The 21,867-nt window shown below is 53.8% G+C and carries 20 protein-coding genes, 1 tRNA gene and 1 pseudogene; 3 read left to right on the top strand and 19 right to left on the bottom strand.

The genetic code is table 11. The annotated features are described in order from the left end of the window. Positions 1-7: 7 nt before the first annotated feature. The 19 genes and pseudogenes from U8U01_RS07120 to U8U01_RS07030 all read right to left on the bottom strand — a co-directional run bounded on the left by U8U01_RS07120 (position 8) and on the right by U8U01_RS07030 (position 18,431). Complete coding sequence (locus U8U01_RS07120; protein ID WP_322172894.1) at positions 8-340, bottom strand: DUF3852 domain-containing protein; 333 nt, start codon at positions 338-340, stop codon at positions 8-10. Beyond that, positions 337-675, bottom strand: a complete 339-nt coding sequence (locus tag U8U01_RS07115) for a DUF7768 domain-containing protein (protein ID WP_304433350.1) — start codon at positions 673-675, stop codon at positions 337-339. The genes U8U01_RS07120 and U8U01_RS07115 overlap by 4 nt, the downstream gene beginning before the upstream one ends. Beyond that, positions 672-5,870, bottom strand: a complete 5,199-nt coding sequence (locus tag U8U01_RS07110) for a VaFE repeat-containing surface-anchored protein (RefSeq protein WP_322172892.1) — start codon at positions 5,868-5,870, stop codon at positions 672-674. The genes U8U01_RS07115 and U8U01_RS07110 overlap by 4 nt, the downstream gene beginning before the upstream one ends. A 76-nt stretch (positions 5,871-5,946) precedes the next feature. Next, positions 5,947-6,720, bottom strand: a complete 774-nt coding sequence (locus U8U01_RS07105) for a hypothetical protein (protein WP_322172891.1) — start codon at positions 6,718-6,720, stop codon at positions 5,947-5,949. Positions 6,721-6,878: 158 nt separating this feature from the next. Then, complete coding sequence (locus U8U01_RS07100; protein WP_322172889.1) at positions 6,879-7,553, bottom strand: DUF3846 domain-containing protein; 675 nt, start codon at positions 7,551-7,553, stop codon at positions 6,879-6,881. After that, positions 7,528-7,875 carry an AbrB/MazE/SpoVT family DNA-binding domain-containing protein gene (locus U8U01_RS07095; protein ID WP_289716773.1) on the bottom strand — a complete coding sequence of 116 codons (348 nt, stop codon included), beginning with the start codon at positions 7,873-7,875 and terminating at the stop codon, positions 7,528-7,530. Before U8U01_RS07095 ends, U8U01_RS07100 begins: the two co-directional genes overlap by 26 nt. After that, positions 7,872-8,123: a hypothetical protein gene (locus tag U8U01_RS07090; RefSeq protein ID WP_289716775.1), complete on the bottom strand. Its 252-nt coding sequence runs from the start codon at positions 8,121-8,123 to the stop codon at positions 7,872-7,874. The genes U8U01_RS07095 and U8U01_RS07090 overlap by 4 nt, the downstream gene beginning before the upstream one ends. A 12-nt stretch (positions 8,124-8,135) precedes the next feature. Continuing rightward, a complete protein-coding gene (locus U8U01_RS07085) occupies positions 8,136-9,020 on the bottom strand; it encodes a DNA adenine methylase (protein WP_322172885.1) in 885 nt (294 codons plus the stop codon). A 184-nt stretch (positions 9,021-9,204) separates the two neighbouring features. Next, positions 9,205-9,525 (bottom strand): annotated as a pseudogene (locus tag U8U01_RS07080) (hypothetical protein); the annotation flags it as partial. Then, positions 9,522-10,238 carry a DUF1281 family ferredoxin-like fold protein gene (locus U8U01_RS07075; protein ID WP_322172883.1) on the bottom strand — a complete coding sequence of 239 codons (717 nt, stop codon included), beginning with the start codon at positions 10,236-10,238 and terminating at the stop codon, positions 9,522-9,524. The pseudogene U8U01_RS07080 and the gene U8U01_RS07075, both read right to left, overlap by 4 nt. Further along, complete coding sequence (gene dcm / locus U8U01_RS07070) at positions 10,231-11,427, bottom strand: DNA (cytosine-5-)-methyltransferase (RefSeq protein ID WP_322172881.1); 1,197 nt, start codon at positions 11,425-11,427, stop codon at positions 10,231-10,233. The genes U8U01_RS07075 and dcm overlap by 8 nt, the downstream gene beginning before the upstream one ends. Before the next feature lie 36 nt (positions 11,428-11,463). Then, positions 11,464-11,766, bottom strand: coding sequence for a DUF4314 domain-containing protein (locus U8U01_RS07065; protein ID WP_322172879.1), 303 nt, complete (start codon positions 11,764-11,766; stop codon positions 11,464-11,466). 14 nt (positions 11,767-11,780) lie between these two features. Then, entirely contained in the window at positions 11,781-12,626 is an 846-nt protein-coding gene (locus tag U8U01_RS07060; protein ID WP_322172877.1) for a hypothetical protein, read from the bottom strand. 1 nt (position 12,627) lies between these two features. Next, positions 12,628-13,758, bottom strand: coding sequence for a hypothetical protein (locus tag U8U01_RS07055; protein ID WP_322172875.1), 1,131 nt, complete (start codon positions 13,756-13,758; stop codon positions 12,628-12,630). A 274-nt stretch (positions 13,759-14,032) separates the two neighbouring features. Then, positions 14,033-14,117: transfer RNA gene (locus U8U01_RS07050), tRNA-Tyr, on the bottom strand. Between the two features lie 403 nt (positions 14,118-14,520). Further along, positions 14,521-15,414 (bottom strand): hypothetical protein, encoded by an 894-nt coding sequence (locus tag U8U01_RS07045; RefSeq protein WP_322172873.1) that lies wholly within the window; start codon positions 15,412-15,414, stop codon positions 14,521-14,523. 10 nt (positions 15,415-15,424) lie between these two features. Continuing rightward, on the bottom strand, positions 15,425-16,324 hold the full coding sequence (locus U8U01_RS07040; RefSeq protein WP_322172872.1) for a DUF6033 family protein: 900 nt from the start codon (positions 16,322-16,324) through the stop codon (positions 15,425-15,427). 17 nt (positions 16,325-16,341) lie between these two features. Further along, the gene (locus U8U01_RS07035; RefSeq protein ID WP_322172871.1) at positions 16,342-17,709 is read right to left on the bottom strand and encodes a sensor histidine kinase; all 1,368 of its coding nucleotides are present in this window, start codon (positions 17,707-17,709) and stop codon (positions 16,342-16,344) included. Next, complete coding sequence (locus tag U8U01_RS07030) at positions 17,706-18,431, bottom strand: LytR/AlgR family response regulator transcription factor (protein WP_322172870.1); 726 nt, start codon at positions 18,429-18,431, stop codon at positions 17,706-17,708. The genes U8U01_RS07035 and U8U01_RS07030 overlap by 4 nt, the downstream gene beginning before the upstream one ends. A gap of 190 nt (positions 18,432-18,621) precedes the next feature. Here U8U01_RS07030 and U8U01_RS07025 point away from each other — a divergent pair, with 190 nt between their 5' ends. The 3 genes from U8U01_RS07025 to U8U01_RS07015 all read left to right on the top strand — a co-directional run bounded on the left by U8U01_RS07025 (position 18,622) and on the right by U8U01_RS07015 (position 21,782). Continuing rightward, positions 18,622-19,500 (top strand): MBL fold metallo-hydrolase, encoded by an 879-nt coding sequence (locus tag U8U01_RS07025; RefSeq protein ID WP_322172868.1) that lies wholly within the window; start codon positions 18,622-18,624, stop codon positions 19,498-19,500. Positions 19,501-20,094: 594 nt separating this feature from the next. Then, positions 20,095-20,499 (top strand): CopG family ribbon-helix-helix protein, encoded by a 405-nt coding sequence (locus U8U01_RS07020; protein ID WP_322172866.1) that lies wholly within the window; start codon positions 20,095-20,097, stop codon positions 20,497-20,499. 128 nt (positions 20,500-20,627) lie between these two features. Further along, positions 20,628-21,782, top strand: coding sequence for a tyrosine-type recombinase/integrase (locus tag U8U01_RS07015; protein ID WP_322172864.1), 1,155 nt, complete (start codon positions 20,628-20,630; stop codon positions 21,780-21,782). Positions 21,783-21,867 lie beyond the last annotated feature (85 nt).

Below are 21,867 nucleotides of genomic sequence, written 5' to 3'. Positions count from 1 at the left end.
AATATTTTTACAGTATCGTCCAGATATAGAGCGGGGCCGTGAGCGTGAAAATCAGGCAGGCAAACAGGATGGCCGGGGCCGTAAATTCCAATTGCCCATGCTTCCTATAGTCGAAATATGCGCCGCCCACCTTAACAAAAAACAGCACCGCCAGGATCATGTCGATGACGGGGAACACCACATTGTCTACCACCGCCCGGATCTGGGTCTGCGCTGTTGTCCAGGTGCTCTGGATAGCGCCCGCCACGTCACCGGTAGCCATGGCGGGAACCGTCAGAACCGGCACCAGCAGCGCCGCGAAAACGATACACAGCAGAAATTTTTCCCATCTTTTTCTCATGCCGAAACATCTCCTATCACTTTTTTGATTTCATGCTCCTTGATAACTTTGACCCTGATATTGAGATTGTGCGCCAGCTTTATTTCAGCCCTCATGCCGTCCGTAGTCTGGTCGCCGAACACCCAAACTTCATCACAAAACCAGAGCAAAGACAACCCAGCAGCCATGCCCATCTCACGTTCCTCCGGGATGCTGTCATCGAGACAGAGCGCATAAAAATGCGGGGTGACCGGAGCCGCCCCGCACCTCAGTGCGTATTCAGAATAGCGCTTTGCGCGCTCAATATTTTCCTGCACGTCCCCAGCCAAAGGGGCGCAGATATACACCTTTTTCATCGCTCACCATCCTCTTTTTTCTTTCTGTTGTACATGATGATGCCAGCCGCCAGCCCGCCTAGAGCGATAGCGCCTAGGCCGATCCAGAAACCCATGATGGAGCGGTCGCCGGTCTGCGGATTGCCGGGGTTCGGTGTGGTAGGTTTTCCGGGGGAGACCGGCACGATTTTCACGGTCTGAGCCTCGTCATTGATATCCTCATGAGCGGCGATCTTCACCTCGCCCTGATACAGAGTTTCAAATACCACGATTTCCGTGGCCTGGGTGATGCCGCTGCCGTCGAAGGTGAACTTTACTATAGTTTCGCCATCGGCCTTTTCAGGCGTAAAGGTGGCCTCGGCGCGGATTTCTTTGTCGCCAACCTTGAACGGATTGCCGGTCGCCTTATCCATAAGCACGCCTGCCAGCTTGTACTCTGTGCCGGGAGTCAGGTTCTTGTAGCACACTACGTCCTCGATGGTGATGCTCTTAGCAGGCGCAGCTTCTCCCTTGCCGTTGATGGTAGCCTTAGTGCCGATCTCTGGCCTGGTGACGATGATGGTGACGGTCTGCTCCTTGTCGCCAATATCCTCATGACGGGCGATCTCCTTGCCGTTCAGAGACAGTTTCTCGAACACCACGATATCTGTAGTGGAGTTCACCCAAGAAGTGTCAAAGGGGAAGGGAACCGTGACCTCTCCTTCAGATTTTTCGGGAGTAAACACAACCTCGGCGCGGATTTCCTCGCCGTTGAGCTTAAAGGGTTCGCCGGTGGTTTTGTTCATGAGGGTGCCGGTCAGCTTGTACTCCTTGCCGACGGTCAAGCCCTTGTAGGACACTATATCCTCAATAGTGATGAGGCCCTCGGCAGAAATCTCTTTTTTGCCGTCAATACTGGCTTTGGTGCCAATGCGCGGCCCGGTAACCGTTACCTTGACGGTCTGCGCCGGGTCTTCAATATTAGCGTGAGCCGCCAACTCGATGCCCTCCCTGGACAAACTTTCAAAGGCAACAATCTCCGTGGAATCCACAAGCCCGGTGGTGTCGAAGGTAAACTGTACTACAGTTTCACCATCTGCCGTTTCCGGGGTGAAGGTACTTTCCGCGTGGATTTCCTCTCCTGCAACCTTTAGGGCCTCGCCGGTAGTCTTGTCCATGAGGATGCCGTAAACACTATACTCTTTGCCGGGAGTCAGGTTCTTGTAGGCCACCACATCGTCGATAGTGACTGGGCCGTCGATGGTGACTTCTTTTTCTTTCCCGATGGTGGCCTGGGTGCCGATCTCCGGCACTTTGACAGTGACTGTCTGATTTTCATCTTCCAGGTCAGCATGGACAGCCAGTTCCCGGCCCTCCTGATACAGATTCTCGAATACTACGATGTCGGTATCGGCCTTGATATATTTGGAATCGAACTCGAACGCAACTGTTACCGTGCCGCTGGGGTTCTCCGGTGTGAAGGTGGTTTCAGAGCGCACCTCCACACCATCGATTTTCAGCGCTCCGCCGGTGGCCTTATCCATAAGCACACCCTTAACAACGTACTCCTTACCCGGCACCAGATGGGTGTACTCCACTACATCCTCCAGGACGAAAACCTCGGTGGCATTGACATCCTTCTCGCCGCCGATGCTGGCGGTAGTGCCCAGCTCCGGGATACGGTCATTGACAACATTGATTTCAATAACCTGCTCGTCCCGCTCCACCTGCACATGATGGGCATCGGTGTTGGGCAGATAGCCCTCGGCAGGCTGCAGCTCCCGGACGATCCAGTTGCCCAGAGGCACATTCTCAAAGGAGAACACGCCATCTTCATCTGAGGTGGAGGTCAGTATTGCGGTCTCGGAAGTGAACTGTAGTATATCAGGACGGAACAAGCCGAACAGTGCCCCGGCAATGACTTCCTGATTCTCCCTGTCGATCTTCAGGCCCTTGATGCTGCCGTAAATGAGTTCGTTGGTGATTGGTTCGCCATCGTTCAGGGCGATTTCTACTACAGAAACATCCTGCCCAGCATACTCAAACAAAACCGGGTACACAGTATCAGGCAAAGTGTAGTGCTTGTCGGTGCTGATCTCCTTAACGTAGTAGCTGCCCAGAGGCAGGTCGGTAATAAACACAACGGAGCCGTCCTCTGTGCAGTTGATGGTCTCAATCAGCCCATCAGCGGGGATAGCAGAACCGTCAGCGGCGGTGATATCCTCGGTAGCATACAGTCCAAACTGCACGATGGCAATTTCGCCGTTCATGCCAAGCTGGAACCGCTCGTCCTGCTCAAGCACTTTGTTTAGGCTGATTTTTATCTTCTGCCGGTCATCATGGAGGGCAGCGCTGGCCTCGGTGATCTCCACTTCCTGCCCGGCGTAGGTCAACTCCACGGTGTGCGCTTTCGTGTCCAAAACCGTGCCAAACGGGGCCTCCACTTCCTTCACCTGGTACTTCCCCAGGTAGAGGGGTTCGGTGGCAACAGGGCTGTCCTGGGCGGTGGTAAGGGTGGATACCACCTCGCCTGCAGCATAGCGCAAGGTGCCGTCCGGGGTGACGATATCCTCGGCGGCTGTTACCTCATAGACCGCGCCCGCCAACTGCTTTTCCTCGTAGACCGGCTGATAACTGACAGGCAATTCAATTTCGTTTCCGTCCTCATCTGTGGAAGCACCGCCCAGAGCTGCCACGGAAGAGAACACCTCACTCAGCTTGGTGATAGAGATGGTACCTTTCTGCGGCATATTGGGCCGCTCCACTTCTACCACGGTGACGGCACTTTCCTCGGTGGAATTGTCTGGGGTGATGTCAAAATAGACAGGCTGGTCGTTCAGCACATAGCCATAAGGAGCCTGCACCTCGACAAGAGAATATCCTGTGCCGTAAGGCAGAACCTCCGGGGTGATAAGGGTACCATCGGTAGTGGTGTAGAAGGTGTCGATGGTGGTGACCGCCGGGTAGGTGAACCGCATGGTGACAAGCTGCCCATTGGGGTCAAAAATCTGGAACCCAGCCCCGGCGTAGGGGATGGCCATGCCGGTTTCCGCATCGGTCTTGATTACCTTGACATAGCTGGTGAACGGCGCATTGTTAATGAGATAGCGGTACACACCGCCGTCTTTGTTGATGAACACGTCGAAGTCCTTCATGAGCTCGCGGCCATCCCAGCTCTTGGTCTGGCGCACGGTATACACGCCGTAGGGGAGCAACTTGGTCTCAGCATAGCCGTTCTCGTCGCAGGTCAGGTAGTCGCGCTCAGATTCCTTGGCGTTATCATAGCCGCCGGAGGACTTCAGGAATACGGCAAATTCCGCACCGACTTCGGGGGTTTCTATTTGGGTGGAGCCATCGTCACAATGCTTGATGATGGTGATTTTGCCCTTCTGCACGGTTTCGGGGCTGGTGAGAGCAGGCGCGGAGTTGAACTCCACCTCATACTGCTTGGGGTCAGCGCCTACAGGGTACACCGTTTCATCCAGCAGATACCCCTCGCTGGGGGTAATCTCCCGCACCGTCCAGCCGGAACCGCAGGTGTAATAGCCGGTAGTGAAATGCCCATCGCTGTCCGTGGTGTAGGTGTCCACCAATTCGCCGTCCTTATACACGCCGTACACAGCGCCTGCGAGAGTGGCGTCGCCCTGCTGAGTGCCGGTCTCGCCGTCCACCTTGTTCAGAGTGATATTGAACTTCTTGAGGACGTTGCGGAAGGTGGCGTTGGTGACATTTTCCCACTCAATATTGGTAGTCTGCGAAGAGGGGACGACATAGCGAACCGCCGTGTCAACTTCCTCCAGGGTGTACCCGCTACCAATGGGCACATCGGTGAACTGCGCTACACCAGAGCCATTGGTGGTGGCGTACAAATCCACAGTTTCACCCATACTGGAAGTCCCATACAGATGGAACCGAACACCAGAATTCAGCCCATCCTCACTATTTTTGGTAACTGTCAGGCTGCCCTTCTGCAAGCTGTTGTTGAAGCCGACAGTCGCCGTCTGCCCGGCCTGGACGGTCACCTTCTGCGGTTCCTGGGGAACGTAATCGCCGGACACTTGCTCCGTGACAGTATACTCGCCCGGCTGCAGGTTGTCGATCTGCACCTCGCCCCGGCTGTTGGTGGTAACGGTCTGGTCGATGCCGTTGCCGGTGATGCGGAAGGTGATACCCGCCACCTTGCCATCCTCGGAGGTCTTGATGATTTTGGCGGAGCCATAGGAAACATTCAGCTTGAGATAGGCCGCGATGGGGTCAGTTACAGACTGCGTATAGGTGACCGTGTTCTGCTGGCCCACGCCGGGGCCAAAAGTGCCGTCATCCCACACAACCAGCCCCATACGCTTGGAATCCTTTTTGCTGGCGCTGACGGTCACGTTGCCAGTGGGCGCGGTGGGAGATGTGATCGTCAGCACATTGCCGCTGATGGTGAACTTCATGGCGCTGTAGTCAGAGGTAAAATTGTAGTTCCCCAGCACTTTGTTGTCATCGGTGAGCTTGGCAGTGTACTGGTTGCCATCCCACTCCAGCTCGACGGTGGGAGCCTTACCCCGGCTTTTCGCCATGAAGGACGGCACCTTGCTGTGGTTCTGCACACTGGTGACCATGGAGTTGTACTTGTCCATGATACGAGAACGGAGAGGGTGTCCCTGCTTAACGAAGTCCAGCACAGGATTTTTCCCGCCGGTGCTGACGTGACCGAAGTTTTCATCGCGTTCACCCACGATGGTCTCCCAAATCAGAAGCTGGGTTGCATAAACGTGTGCCAGCTTGTCAGCTGCGGCGCTGTTCTGAGATACCCAGGTGGGGTCGATGTTGCCGGTGTAGCCGTACTGCAAAATCCGGCCAATGAGCGATTTTATGGTGTCGGCATCGATGGTCTTGTTGAGGGACGAGGGGTAGTTGTCCCAAAAGGTTTCGTCCTTCGCCGTGAAGGTGTGAGCGTTGTCGATGGGAGTACCCGGCTCGATACAGTACGCCACCTTGCCCTCATAGGAGCCGACTGCGAAGGTGGCAAACATATCGTAAGCCTCCATATACCAGCCGTTCATAAACTGGAGGTTGTCCCGATCCCAATGGTCACGGTTGCTCTCGGCATCGCGGGGGAAACTGACCATATAGATTTCGGAGCGCTCTCCTGCAGCCTGGGCGGTAGTACCGAAGCTGACGAACATGGAAAAGCACAGAAGCAGGGCCATAATCAGCGCCATGCTTTTCCGCTTAACAGTAGATGTCATATTCTCTCCTTTTCTGCCCAAAAGGGCAACAAAAAAAGGACACCACTTTTGCGGTGTCCTTGGGTTTATTTTGTTATCATGCGTACCCTATATAGATGTTGTAGTTGTTCCCGCCGGTAGATTCATACCATATCCACACGTCGGTGATATCCGGGTCATTTGCATATCTATTCATCCGGCTGCTGATGTCCCTCTCCAGGCAGGTGCTGTGCGGCCCGGCCCCGATGGGGTTGTCCCAGCAGTCTACTGCGCTGCTCTCCAGCCGCAGGCCCAAGCCTTGTGCGCAGCTTTGCGCGTAGCCTATCCAGTAGTCGATGTCAAAGCTGGGTACCGGCTCCGGGGTGAGCTCCACGGGTGCGGGAGTGGGGGCCGGAGGTTCCGGTGTAGGGACTGGCGGTTCCGGCGTGGGGGCAGGTGTCGGCGCAGGCGTAGCTGCCGGTGGCGGGGTGGGGGTGGCTTTCACGGTAACCTTCAAGTAGGCATCAGGTTCGGTGGCAGGCGGTTCAGGAGTAGGGGTAGATACCGCTGTTTTTGGCTTAGTGGCTGGATTTTCCTGCCGTACCTTGGGTTTCTGTGCCTTCTCCTGTTCAGCGGCAGGGTAGGCTTTGGGATTCTCCTTTTCCTTTTCTGCCGTATTCGGTCTTAACTTGAGGCCCGCTGCGATTTGTGCTATTATGGCGCTCGTGTCGATGTGTCCATCGCTGGTATCGGTGGGCGAGGCTACATTCAGTACAAGCGCCTGGGGCGCAGGTTCCGGCTCGGAGCGTGTGGCTTGTGGCTGTTGTGCATGGCACCCAGTGCTGCTCACCAGCAGGGCGGCAGCTATAATCGAAGTCAAGATTTTCTTCATAGATTTCATCCTTTCTTGGAGTTTTTCTTGACCACAATCATATCACAAGATTCTGAAAAGTCCAGACCAATCCCGAATAAATATGCAACAAAGATTCAGCGGAAAACTCCGGACGATCTGGGCGGAGCGCGGATCGTTTCCAGGACTATCGCCTCCCCTTACATCGACATAAATGTGAAGCCAGAGCTTTCCTCCACTTCCTCCTGGCTGATCTTCTCCGGCTGTGCGAACCGCTCCATATACCGGTCAACCTCCGTATCCGTGAGGGAGCGGAGGCTTTCACCGTTATCTCCCACCACCAGAAATGGCCCAGCGATGATATCTTCGCCCACATGGCGGTTGCCCTCCAAGCCGGTCAGCTTGCCCTCGTCATTGCAGAGAAGCACGGTGCCGTCCTGATTGTATAGGACTTCCAGCGGGCCGCCCACGGCCTTTTGCATGGAAAGCAAGTCACGGCCTACTTCACTAACAAAAGGCGGCCTGCCGGGTTCCACATATACAATCCGCAGGAGAGCGTCTGGTTTGTGGGCCTTTGCGGGGTCGAAATCCACCTGCTTGAACCCCAAATGGTCGCAGAAAAACGTGCCGTTTTCGGTCAGCACCACGTCTGAGATGGACAGCGAGTGCCCCCGATGCAGAGGGTGCCCGCCCATGTTGAACAGGGAGTAGACTTCTTCCAGGTCTTTGCAGTTCACGTCGCCCCGGAACACTTCCTCATAGATTCCGGGGTCAATGCCAGCTCCCCCGCGCAATTCCATGGTCTGTTCAAGCCCGCGGAATTTCAAGATGTCCTCGTCGTAGTCGCTGTCAATTTGGAATATCCGGATCTGCAAGCGCCGTACCTCTCTTTCTCTGAATTTCGCGGCGGGGCAGCCTGCCCAGGCTCTCTGAAAGCTGCACGAACGCCGCCTTTTTCAGTTCCGTGGGCAGGGAGTCCAGCAATTCCAGCAGCATGGTGCGGTCATCTGTCATGGCCCGAACAGTCTTGTCCTGGCAGTCATCGCAGAGCTTCTCCCTACGGACGATTACCGTCCTGCCATCGCTGGACTCGGTGAAGGATAGCACGTCATTGTAAGCAAAGCCCACCCGCTGCCGGATTTCAAAGGGGATGGTGATACGCCCCCGCTTGCCAAGAATACGCAGCAGTTTTTTCACTCATCCAGCTCCCTTCCGTCACAGTTAGCCTCGCAGGGACATCCCTCGCAATCGAACTCGCAGGGGACAGCATTCAGCGGACAGTTTTCGCAGTCACGGTCGCAGACGTAATCATCCGTGGTGTCCGGCGTGTCGATGATGATCTTGCCCTCACGGGCGCTCACTTGAATGATACTTTCGGTGTTGATGCCCGCATCCAGAAACATCTCCAGAGGCACGGACACCAGAATAAATGGTTCGCTTGCCAAAATAATCACATCCTATATTTCAAACTTCATTTGTGCTGGCTTTGCATTTTCCCGCTCGAACAGGTCATAGTTGCCGATGAGCAGTTCTTTGAACTCTTTCCCGGCTTCATACCGCTGGGCCATGGAGTGGACTCTGGTGAAATCATAAATGGGAAATCCATCGTACAACTCCCGAATCTCTGTACAATCGTTATACGAGAGCAGAAACCTGCCCTGCATCTCCTTTGCCACATCCCGCAGCCGAACATGATCGGCCCAGGCAAACTCTACGGCGTACATATCCTCCGTGGAGAAGTACGGCGGGTCGAGGTAGAAAAAGGTGTCAGGCCGGTCGTAGTGGTGGATGAGGGTTTCAAAGTCCTGGTTCTCCACCACAACATTGGCCAGCCTACTCTCCAGTTGCTGGATCAGGCTGAACAGCCGCCGCAAATCAAAGGGCTGTGATGCAAAAGATTTCTTCCCGCTGGAATAACTGTACCGCAATAATTTCAGGTACATAGCGGCCCGGCGCACATCGTAATCTTTCGTGATACGCTGCCGGATGGCCTGCAATTCCTCTGCCACTGGCGGAGGGAACAAGATTTCCGTCATTTCCATTTCTTCTTCCAGGAATCTGTCATCGAATTGTTCATGCTGAAAAAACTTCTTGATAGCCTGGAAATCCGCGCGGGAATTGAGGTTGCAAAAACCCAGTTCCCGGATAGTTGCCATGGTGCGTTCCTTCATACATTGAAATAGGTTGACGAGATTCCGGTCGAAGTCGTTATACACCTCGAATGGGTCAGAGGGCTTGCCCAGCAGCACGCTCCCAGACCCGCCGAACACCTCCACAAACCTGCCGTATTGCAACGGGAACAGGCTGTAAATAATGGGGAGGATAGGCGCTTTGTTGCCCACCCAAGATACCGGCGATTTGATTGAGACCACCTCATTTCTTCGCCGGAAATCGTCCAGAAAACGAAAAAAGGCCGGCACCAACCGTTTTCTGAACGATTGATACCGGCCTAAATTTGTGCTATACTTACTTCATTGACATCCCTTTGTCGAGTCCCTCATCTTCCTCTATTTCTGCGGTTTCTTCAAACCCACCCAGACGGTTGGGCACATAATCAGACAACCACGTACCACCAAAAGCATCGTGGGTTTTCAGCCGCCAGATAGCGAGACGACCCACGTCCACGTTCACGCCCTCAAAGGGAAACAGGAGGCAGGTCAAGCCGTCATGCTCAAAGGACGAACAGTCGGTGAACTTACTGCCGTCCCGCAGGATACCTTCCCCGGCCAACATTTCGTTGATGCCGTCCACCCATTCCTGCAAATCGCCGCCGCAGCCCTGGATGATCAGGCCCTCAGAGCTTTTCATGCGGCGCAGGTCGTCTGTGGTAATATGCTTGATACTCATAACTTTGGTCCTCCCATGCTTTCTTCTTCGTCCGTGTCCTCGTCTTCCTCTTGCTCATTGTTTCCCCACAGGCTGTTGGCGTAGTCGACGGCCTCCTGTCCAGCGGGGAAGAATTCCCCATCCGGCGCGCCGTTGTGATATTCCACCTCGCCGCAGTTGTGCCCGATGTCCTCATCGACCCACTGGTGGGTAAAATCCAAATCGGGGTACGTCTGAGCCAATTTCGCCACAATCGGTGTTGGCGGCGCCCAAGCCGTCAGGAAACGCAGAGATTTGCCGTCAAACTGTACACCGCCCTCGTAGCCATAGGCGTTCCACTTGGTACCCCAGTTCCGGATGCGCCATTTGTACCAGGTAGGAGTACCGTACTTTTGCTGGTTTTTGAATGCCTGTCGGCCCAATTCCCATTCTGTCTGGTCGACTTCAGGATGAACACGCAGGAATGCCTGCTCGGATTTTTCGGGGATATTCAGCAGGTCGAAGTCCTCTTTTTTGCCGTTGAAGGTGTAGACTTCGATGAAGTCCCGGTAGGCTTTCAGACCACGGTCTGTGCGGCTGCCTTCCTCAATATCCAACTCCGGCGGCATGGGAATCAGCTTGTTGAAATCAATGGAACCGAGGCCATATTCATCGTTCTTAATGGCCTCAAACAAGGCTTTGACCCTGGCGGTATCGCCCTTGATTTCAATGATATTTGTTACATGATTAGGCACGACATGACCTCCAGTAAATATCTTTTATTTTCTCGCCCAATGCGGAGATAACAGGCACTGTAACAGCATTTCCGGCCATTTTATAGAGCTGTGCGTCTGACAGCCCAGTATCCGCAGCTTTGTGGAACTGCTCATCATCAAATCCCTGCAAGCGCCAGCATTCGATAGGCATGAGCTTTCTCACTTTGCCGTAATGCAGATTGCCATCCGCGTCCCGCACAGGTACAGCGAAAGGGGCTTGTCCTTCCACAAAAACACCCGATCTCGCGCCCTTGAACTTGCCAATACCCGCATCCTGGTTAGCTAGCAGACACCTTGCATTCTCCGTCAATTCAGGGCTTTCGTTCAGGTCAATAAAAAAATACCCCTGATTATTTCCAGGGGTAACAGTGTGCGCGATCTTATCTCCAACCCTGCCGCGCCGGGTATTCATGGTGGCGTAGGCCAGGTCTATGCTGTCGCCGGGGTGGGCGAGCTGGTACCCGGTTTTCGTCATGACCTTGATGGGCAGGCTCACGTCATAAAGCCCGCTGCGCCCGCCAAAGCCACCCGCTGTGCTTGTCAGGGTGATGGCGACTCCGGCGGGGGAGTAGACCCGGCACCCTTCCGGGCCAGGTAAGACTTGCTTAAGAGCCGCTCCATTTGTGTCTGTGAAAGAAAGTACCTCTCCGGCACATCGGTCTCTAAGATATCCGACAATATACACTCTCTTTCTCGACTGGGGGACTCCAAAATCCTTGCTGTTAAGCACCTGCCACGCGACATCGTACCCCAGTTCATCCAGCGTACTGAGGATCGTCGCAAATGTCCGGCAGTTGTCATGCGAAAGCAATCCGGGAACGTTCTCAAGCAGCAGAAATGCAGGTCTTTTAGCGGCGGCAAGACGGGCAATCTCAAAAAAGAGCGTTCCTCTGGCGTCATCTGCAAATCCTCGCCGTTTTCCAGCGATTGAAAAGCTCTGGCAAGGGAAGCCGCCGCAAATAAGGTCGATATCCGGCAACGCTGCCGGGTCAATGGTTCTGGCGTCTGCAAAAAACACTTCTCCTTCCGTATCATACATAGCGTTATATGCCTGATTTGCATATTTGTCTATCTCACAGTGACCGACGCACTTAAAGCCGCCCACAGCCTCTAAGCCGGAGCGAAACCCGCCGATCCCCGCGAACATATCAAAAAATCGGATAGCCATGCGCCATCCGACCACTTCACTAAATTAAATTTCACCTCACATTTTCATGCCGAAATCTTCATCTTCATCCTCGTCCATATCCGGCTCCTGCTCCTCTGCCAGTTCTTCCTCTGTCAGCTTGCGGAAGGAGTCCTCGCTGGGGATAAGCCCCAGCGACCGGCCATTGTCAAATTTACAGTGCAGGGTGCCGATATCGTCCACAGTGAGAACTGTACCGCGTGTGTTGTCATCGACCCGGTGCATATCTTCACCCATGCTCAGCAGCATAATGCGAGTGCCACTGGGGTACTCGGCCTTGTAATACTCAGCCATCCTGTGCAGCCTATCCCATTCGTTCATCTCGAAAACCTCCTTCAGATTCCGCCCATTCCTTGATGGGGTTCCAGGTGCTCGTCCAACTCATCCTCCGTACAGAGAAAATAATCATCACTGCTGTTCCAATACGAAACATACAAGTCGCCCTCATCGGTTTCGATGGGCCGCTGCTCGAAACCTTCTCCAAGCCCATCTGAGCATTGCCCTAGGATTTCTTCCCGCAAATCCGCCATTTCTTCCGGCGTGAGCGGTTCCTTGAGGTGACAATCGATACGCCCCAGAAGCCTGCCGTCCATGTCCTCCACCGTCCAAACAGCCGACATGAGCTTGGCGGCTACGCCAGCGTTTCTGTCCAGGTACTGAGCCATGTCACCCATTTCCGGGGCCTGCTCGTCGGCAATGCCCTGCTCGATTTGGTCTTGATATGCCGCCAGGAAACCGCTGCCAACCTCAATATACTCGTCGCACCCGCCGTCATCCAGTTGGCCCACCAAGGGGCAATAAAACGTCAGCTTGACCGGCCCGGCAGCCTGGGTCATCTCCCGAATGTCATCGAACAGCATTTCTTTCGTCAGGTACTGGTTGTGGACGATGTTCTGTTCCAGGTCTGTGAGAATTTCCTCTCTGGCGGTGCTGACGGCGAAGGCCACGGTGTTGGCGTCAGCCAGGGTGTCGTTCTTGCCGAACACCCGTAGCAGGCGGTTGCCGATCTTGCTGTCGGAGGACAGGGTGACTTCCACGTCCTTATCGTCATGGAGCAGGATGTTTTTCGGGGGCTTGCTGATACCGGCATCCCGCATATCATGGTAGAGCTGATGAATGTCGCTGGGCAGTTCCCGCTCAAGTTCTGCCCCGTTTTTGTTGGCGATTTTAACTTTTATCATGCTAAATCCCCCTCATTGCAAGGTCCAGGTCATCGTCCAAAATCATTTCCAGCGAACAGCCGCTGTCCATGCAGACGAAGCCTCCTTCCACAAACTGCCCCTCTCGATCCTCACTGATCTGATTGCCCAGGGCGTCAAAGTCGATATAGTCTGCCAACTCCGGCGAAACGCGATACTCGCTGTCAAAACTGACAAAGTGATGGCCTACATCTTCGTCTATTTCCGCGTCTTTGATGAACACAAAATCGTCCAGATGCCGGGCTATTCTCATGACCTCTCCACTGCCGGAAACGTCGGCATACTCCACGACCGCCGCCAGCTTTTCAAAGCCCTCTGTGGTTTTCGGAAACGCGTCAGCCAGTTCATTTGCTGCCCCGAGTCCATGATCCCGCAGCATGGTTTCCAGGTGCTGTATCCAGGTTGGATCGTCCAGCATAAAATCCGTGAACGCCACCTTGCACATATCCGGTGACGGCGCGCCCATCCGCCTGGCGGCTTTGATGACGGCGAGTTCATCTTCCGGCAAGTACAGGCACTCGGTTTTGGGGCCGTACTCCATCTTTGCAACGGCGATAATGTCCCGGCGAGGTTCGCAGTAGGGAAAAGTTGCGCCGTGGTAGACTTCGCGGTACGGTACGTCCTCATTCGTGAAGAGCAGGCCGTAGGTGGTGGGAGTTCCATCTCCGCTGGTCAGCAGTTCGCGGCCTGCCTGCTCGAAGTCGAGGTTGTCAATTTCGGAAGCGGGCAGAGGCCCCATCTTATTGAGCAGATACTTCTTTCCCACAGCGGCCAGGTCGGTGACGTTTTGCACCAACGTGTACCTCTCCATATTAAAGGCGAGGTTAATAAGCGCTTTGAGGTCTGACGGTTGCTCCATCTGTACAATCGCCCAAAACTGGTCCTGCTCGTATGGGGTGAACCGATCCAGGCTTTTGGCGAGGAAGTTCAGTTCGTCCAGATCGATCTCCTTCCCATTCAGCATGGCCAGCGCCTCTGGAGACATATCGTCGGCGGTGACCTTGAAGGGCGCAGTGTGGAACGCCTTGACGAGCGCCTTTTGAATCTCTGCTTCGCGCAGGGGGAGGGTCAGCGTGGCCCGCATGGGGCCGTGCCAGATTTTTAGGGTTATCATAGGTTCAGCTCCTTCCTGAAATAAAAAAAGCCGGTCGCTTGTTTTCAGGGAAAGTTTCCAAGCGACCGGCTATGTATTTTTACGGCGAGAGGGCCAGCAGATCGTCTCCGCTGGCCCTCCGGTTTCTCTTTATTTTGCTATTGTGAGGGTTCGAATCTATTTTTTGCTTACTTACATCCACATTTTCGTACTTTTGAAATCCAGGCTTCCGGGCATCAAAAAACCGCGCAACCGCGCGGTTTTTTGAGCGAATATCTTTTTTATATCCACAGGATGGTGGGGGAGAGTGGATTCGAACCACTGAAGTCGTCGACAACAGATTTACAGTCTGCCCCCTTTGGCCACTCGGGAACTCCCCCATAAATTTATTAAATTTTTGGTGCCGCCAGCCCGCGGGCATATCGGCTAACGGTTTTCACACAGTCCGTGCGCGACTTGCCCGCGGGGGCACCCCGCTGGAGCTGGTGAACGGACTCGAACCCCTGACCTGCTGATTACAAACAGTGTGGAGGGCGTACATTGGGAGGGTTCCGGCAGTTTATAGACCTTTCCAGAGCATATTCAGACGGTTTTCCGCCCTATCCACTCCACTGTTTCCACACAGTTTTTCCGTGTGTGGGTCGGGGTGTGGGTCAAAAAGAGAAAAGGCAGGAAGAATCACCCCATGCCTTTTCAAAATTGACCTCAAAAACTGCGCTGCTTAACAAGGAGTACCGCTTCCAATTACCTCCCTGTCTTTCCGTTTCATTTTGATAGGGGTTATCACAAAATTGTCCCACCGCCCCAAATTTGCGTCCGCGTGATATCCAGAACAGTTTCAGTAGGAATTCCGGCAATCTCGTTGCCAAAAACATCCAGCAAATTCCCACCGTTCAGCATGACGGCAAGCTGGGATTTCGCCGCTACAGATGCAGCCAGCTCGGATGCCAGCATCTTCCGCTGAATTTGCCTCTCCACGGCCAGCTTCATAAACTCCGCGTGGCGGGCCATGCGCAGATCCCACCAACTCTCCTCATCGTCAGAACCGCTTCTGGAATAGGTGATATCCCCGCCGCCGCTGGAGGAACAGGCGTTGCAAATATTGCCGTCCTCTCCGATGGCAACAGCCTGGGACATATCCCATGTGCTCCCCGGCATAACGGCCTCGTTCCGCGCCACGTCAAAGGCGAACCATGTGTCAATTTTGGCATATATCTCTTGAGCATAGGCCGGGTCTTGCTCCATGCGCTCCTGCACCTTTGGGTGAATGACTACGGCCTTGCTACCAGGCGGGACGTTTCCTAGGGCGTGAATCTCCTTCGGAGCGGTAAATCTGCCGTCAATGGAGCCGTAAAAAGGATTGGCCCCGGTGGGCTGCCAATTTTCCAGCGTTTCCTTTGCTTTGTCCCCGTCCTGGTACAACAAGTAATGGGGATAATCCGTCCTGGTACGCCAATAGCCGCTGCTGGCATCAAAGACGTGGTAGTGGATATTGGGGTATTTGGCCTTTAGCATAGTTTCCAGAGATGGTGCCTGCACCGTTTCCACGCCGTCCGCCTGCGATTGCGCCCGCACCGCCATATCCTGAAAGCTGACCGCCGATGTCCTGCTCCGCCCATCCTGAAAACTGGATTGCGGCAGATACCCTGCCCCTAAAATAGAAGAAATATTGCTCATATCGCCCACCTCACATCAATCCAGCCAGTGCGGACGCCAGTTCTTCTTCCGGCGTGGCCTCGCGGTTTTCGGCACTGCCCATGCGAGACTTTGCCTGCTGCAGCAGCTGCTCCGCAGTTTGGACGGATGCTTCATCCACGTCCATGCCCTGTTCTTTCCCGGCGTCACATTGGTTCAGATCAGCTTGGATCTTTGCTACCACCGCCTGCACCTGGGAGCGCGTCTTTGCCGCCGCCAGCATACGCGCCAGCTTTCCCGCGTTGATCCCCACCTTGCCCCCCTGGCTCTCGGAGACCTCGTCCTCTTCTTCATCCGCCGCTGGCTCGGCCTGCGCGGCCTTTTCCTGCTCTGCCGCCAACCGGCCCTCTTCGGATATCTCAATGCTGTCAACTTTTGAAATCAACTTATTGTTATTCGATAAGCTTGCATTTTTGATGAGCCTTTCGGTGGCAAGCTTAACCGATTTACTTTTCGCCCTATGCAGATTGTTTCTGCCGTTAAGATGCCACTTTTTAGCTGCCTGCTGTTCCCTGATTTTCTTTTCTGCATTTTCCCTTGCAATTTTTCCATCAGGGTCATTTGTTCCTGACATTATGGCGGTAATCTCGCCATTGCTGTCAATCTGGTAGCTCACATTTGTTATCGTTCCGAGACACTTCGCCTTTAATGATGAAATGCAGTCCGGTATCGCCGCCAAATTTTCTTCCAAATAGGCGGCCTTTTCCGGGTCTTTAGCGCATTTCTCGAAGAAAGACGATGATACCGAAACTGAAGTTTGAACACCGTTTATTCTAGCGGACGAATTACAGTAACTATATTTTTTCTGTAGGACTTTGGCATAATCCGTACCTGCGCCCTTAACGTCACTACTTTGAATCCCATGGCCATTGCTCACTGCTGCTATTGACATAATATTACCTCCATGCGTTATTCAATATTTTGAAGCATCACCGTAACGGTAAATACCTGCTTCCCGCAACTGACTTCCATCTCCCCCATATACTTCTCCGTCTCCCGGCGCACATTGGCAAGGCCGATGCCGTGCATGGGAGCGTCCGGTTTTGTTGTGACCGGCAGTCCGTCCTGCCCGAACATCACCTCGCCCGCAAAAGAATTTCTGACCTCTATCAAAAAGAACCGTCCCTTTTTCTTTCCGGTCAACCCAATGAATCGCTTACCATCGCTAACCTTCCCGCAAGCTTCAACAGCGTTTTGCAGAAGGTTCTGCAGAATAATACCCACATCAAACGCGTCGTAGCTGCCGGACATGGGGTAGTGGAAATCCACCTTAAATTCAACGCCCTGTTTCTGGCATTTCTGCTGTACATCGCCCACAATCACATCCGTGACCGGGTTGCCGGTCTGGGCTACCAGCTCAAACCCACTGATGCTACCGTCCATTTTCGCAATATAGTCTTCCAGGCTGTCATACTCGCCGGTACTCGCCAGGCCCTTCAAATTAGTCAGATGCCCTCGCATTTCGTGTTTCAGCTCCCGCACCTGCCGGTAGAACCGCTCCACCTGGCGGATGCGCTCCTGAATCGCCTGGGCCTGCTGGCGCTCCACAAAGAGGATTTCGCGCTCCTCCTGCAACGCGTCCATCCCTTGCTGAAAGGAAATGGTCAGACATGAGCCTCCATAGAACAGCAGCGCCATCACCGGAACCACCGCCAGTAACGCCGGGTGCCACTCATAGAGTTCCAGCAGAACGCCGTCCTTGACCTCCACCAGCAGGTTGGAGATCACCTGGCCGAACAGGATACCTGCCGCCGGGATCAGGCATAAATAGCACAGTTCTCGTGGCCGGAGCGTGAACCCGCGCTTTTTCAATTGCCGAACCAAAATGGTAAGCATTGCGCCCAGCACGATACCGTGGGACACAGCCAGCATGGTGAGCAGTATGGCGCTACGGAGATAGACCACCTCCGGCGGGCTGACCGGCTGGGGGAGCAGGCGCTCCGCCATAAAGTACAGACTCTCCACGGTCAAGGCGCTGGATATTTTGGCGTTCCAGAACAGCAGGCCCAGCAGGAGCGCCAGGGATTTTTTCAGTTCCAGGAGCCGCGCTGCTATCAACAGCAGCAAAGTTACAATCAGCGTAAACGCACCCTGGGGCATGGGGACTCTGTCCCAGATAAGGGAGGCAGCCAGATGGAGAGTGAACACCACCGCTGCTTTTTGCCACCGGCGGTCACCCAAAAACGGGCGCAGGAACATGGACAAGCAGAGGGCATAGAGCAGCTCCACCACAATGGGAAAGGCCCGGTTATATAGGGCAAAACCCGCCTCGCTCATAGCCCCGCCCCCCTTTTCAAAAAGCGGAGATACGCCTTGACAAAATCCTGATACTTGTACTTGGACAGCAGCAGCCGGTCACCATTGGCCATCTCCACCTCAGCTCTGGTGTAGCCGTCCACATAGGAGAGGTTCACCAGATAGCCCTTGTGGATGCGGAAAAACTGGCCTTGCAGTTCGTCCTCCAAATCCCGGATTTTTGCGTAATAGGCAAATTGGCGATCCTTCAAATGCAACACAACCTTGTGGTCGCGGCTCTCGATATAGTAGATGCTGCCCAGCGGCACCGTTTTGCTGGTGTTGGCAGACTTGAGGGTCAGCACGCGGCTTTCCTGATGGGTTTCCCGGAGGGACTGTATCCGCTTCACGGCATGGGTAAAGACCTGGGCGAACTTCCCCTCGTCCACCGGTTTCAGTAGGTATTGGAACGCGCCTACGTCAAAGGCATCGAACACATACCGCTCGTAGCCGGTCACAAAGACGATCACCGGCAGCGGTCCGGCTGACTGTTGCCGTATCTCCCGGGCCAGCGTCATACCGTCCGGACGGTCGGGGGCCAACTCGATGTCCAGAAAGAGCAGGTCGGTCCCTCGGGCATCCGCAAGGTAATCATCGGCGGAGGCGTACTCTGTGATTTCGCAGGGGCAGCGCCGCGCCAGGATCAGGGAGATGAGGTAGACGCGGGTATTGGTTTCATCGTCGCAAATCGCTATTTTTATCATGTTACTTCCCTCTATGTGTTTATCGTTCCAATGGGCGCCGCGATAAAGGCGTTTGCCGCAACTGGACGGTTTATTGACGTAACTGGATTACTTCATCATACTCCGTGAGCGCGGTATATGCAAGGGCAATGTTTGACTTTCTGTGCAGGTGTGCTATAATGCGTATACATCCAAATGGGGAGGTAATATCATGTACGAACTGATACAAGTTTCAGAGCAGAGTTATTACATCCAAAGTCCAGCTAAAATTGGGCTAGTGAAACTGAATGAGCAGGATGTGTGCCTGATTGACAGCGGCAACGACAAGGAGGCCGGCAAAAAAGTGAAACGCATCCTGGACGAAAACGGATGGCACCTCACCGCCATCTACAACACCCACTCCAACGCCGACCATATCGGCGGTAACAAGTATTTGCAAGGCCAAACCGGGTGCAAAGTCTACACTCCGGGGATCGAATGCGCTTTCACCCGACACCCTGTTTTAGAGCCGTCCTTCCTATACGGCGGCTGTCCGTGTAAGGAGCTGCGGCACAAATTTCTCATGGCGCAGGAAAGCGACGCCCAGGAACTGACCCAGGAATTTATCCCAAAGGGTTTTGAGATCATCCCCCTGCCAGGGCATTTCTTTGATATGGTGGGCTTGCGGACACCTGATGATATAGTCTATCTGGCGGACTGTCTGTCCAGCAAGGAAACGCTGGATAAGTATCAGATTGGCTTTATTTATGACATTGCCGCCTACCTAAAAACACTGGAAAGAGTCAAAACTATGCGAGCAAAAATGTTTATTCCGGCCCATGCCGCTGCCACTAAAGATGTGGCTGACCTTGCGCAATATAACATGGATAAGGTACTGGAGATTGCAGAGAAAATAGTCGGCATTTGCAAGGAGCCGCTTTGCTTTGAAACAATTCTGCAAAAGCTGTTTACAGACTACGGGCTGACCATAAATTTTGAGCAGTATGTTTTGGTGGGCAGCACTGTCCGCTCTTATCTGGCGTGGCTGAAGGATTCCGGAAAGTTGAATTTCATGTTTGAAAACAATACGCTGCTTTGGAAAAAAGTATAACAATCATAATTGCGGCGTTAGGATCCAGTGTCCCACCCCCCTGCGCCATTCTCGTTTTTAATGAAAACAAAGATGGATCTTTTCCACAAAGCGCATTCACGCAAGTTAGCTGCTGTTGCACCATGCGAGGGCTGTTTCGGGCGATTGGGTGGCTGGAGGTAAAGTTAGCCGGCCACCGGCTTAAAACAACCTGTGAGGGCATTTGTGGCGATTTGTGAGGGGCACCGGTCTTGCCTCCAGCAGTGGCACAAATCCTCCGTGAGCAACGGCGCAAACTTTCTACAAAGATATGCACTGAAATGGAAGATAATCCAGCCAGAGAGAACAGAAAAAGCATGGTCGAAAAACAATCAGGAGAAAGCAAGGCGCCAAGGTCGGCGCCTTTGCAGTCCACACCGTCCGGCAGAGCCGGGCGGGAGGGCTAGAAACTACGGGCTTTTTGGGAGTTTTCAGATGTGATAAGATAGGTGTCAGAGTAGGGTCGCAAATGAGGATTGGGTGTTAAGTTAGGGGTTGCGAGTGGGCAGAAACGGCGGAACACCGGGATTCTTTTAGGTGTCACAAGTTGGTGTAATGCGATTTCGGAGGCGCTTTATGGATTCAGAAAATATGCAGCGGATAAGCCTGTATTTAGACAGAGGTCTGGTCAAACGAGCAGACAGGTTTGCAAAAGAACATGGATTTTCTTCTCGGAATGAACTGTTCACAAGAGCGGTTGAAAGCCTCATAGCAGATAGTGATTTGCAGGATAATGACATCTTGGGCGATAAACTGGCCGAGGCGGTTTTGAGGTTATCCGAGGATAATGCAAAAGCCATATCAAAGGGGTTGTTCCGTTATGCAGTCCAGCTTGAGATGGTGATGCGTGTACTGACAGAGCTTTCCGAGTACACGCCGGAGCAGGTGGAGGAGATGCGCCACGAGGCCATAAATAATGTGCGTCGCACCCGTGGCAAGGTGAGTTTTGAAGATATTTTGGCCGGATATTACGATGACTGACCCCCTCAAAATTTGCGCCGCTAAACAAAGAATACGGCTTTGCGAAAGCCGAAAAAAGTAAGGAAAATGTCTGTGGACTTTCTCGGCAGGGTGTGGTATTGTGGTGTGCTGAGAAAGGGGGCCGTTTTATGGCAAAAAAGAGAGCAAATGGAGAGGGAAACATACGCAAACGCAAAGATGGCCGCTGGGAGGGCCGCTACACGGCTGGCTACGACCCCGCCACCGGCAAGCGAATCATCAAAAACGTGCTGGGCAAGACCCAAGCAGAAGTCAAAGAAAAGCTGGCCGCGGCAATGGACGATGCCAAGGATTTGGACGTAGCCCGCTCCGACGATTACACGGTAGGTTCATGGTTGATAAACTGGTACACGCTCTACGCCAAGCCAAATGTGCGGGTTTCCACCGCCGAATACTACCGCCGGAGCATTGAACTTCATGTAAACCCACGGATAGGCAACATCAAGCTAAACAAGCTGACAAGCCGCGACCTGCAAAAGCTATACCAAGACCTCCGCGAAAACGGCAGATTGCGAGAGGCGCAGAAGAAAAAATCACCTGGCTTAAGCGCCTCCACCGTGCGCGGCATCCACCTCATGCTCCACAACGCACTGGACAGGGCGGTCAAGGAACGGCTCATTCAACGCAACCCCACCGATGACTGCATTGCCCCAAAGTTGGAGAAAAAGGAAATGAAGTTCCTCCCTGCCGAGGACATGAAAGCCTATCTTGACGAGGCCGACCGCCGCCATGTCCTCCCCATGTTTTACCTGGAGCTGGTCAGTGGACTGCGAAAGGGCGAGCTGGTAGCGCTCCTCTGGTCAGACCTGGACATTAAGAATCAGACGATAAGCGTCAGTAAGCAGGCCACCCGCGATGAAAACGGCAACATCGTAATCACCCGACCCAAAACGGAAACGTCCGTCAGGCTGGTGTCAATCCCACAGAAAGCAGTAGAGTTACTCCAACGTGAGCACCTCAAGCACCCGGAAAATCCCTATATGTTCCCATCTACTCGCACCGGCGAGATGTACTATCCAGATTCAATCGTAACCCTACACAAGAGAATACTAAAGTCAGCAAGATTGAGTTATATTCCGTTCCATTCTTTGAGGCACACATTCGCCACTGCCGCACTACAAAATGGCATAGACGTAAAAACCGTCAGCAGTATGCTGGGCCACTACGATGCGGGATTCACCCTCCGCACTTACACCCACGCAACCCGCCAAAAGCAGGAGCAAGCCGCAGAAAAGATGGGAAATTTTATGGACAAAGTCATGTGAAAGCAGGTCAGTAAGCCAAAAACGGCTGGAACTTCCTACCCGGAAGTAGCCAGCCGTTTCCGTTTATTTCCGCGTGTGGGTCAAG

Origin of the sequence: Acutalibacter caecimuris (assembly GCF_034335085.1) — a bacterium.
Lineage (GTDB): Bacteria > Bacillota > Clostridia > Oscillospirales > Acutalibacteraceae > Acutalibacter > Acutalibacter caecimuris.
The sequence above is the reverse complement of the archived record's forward strand: the minus strand, read 5'-3'. Positions and strand labels throughout refer to the sequence as shown.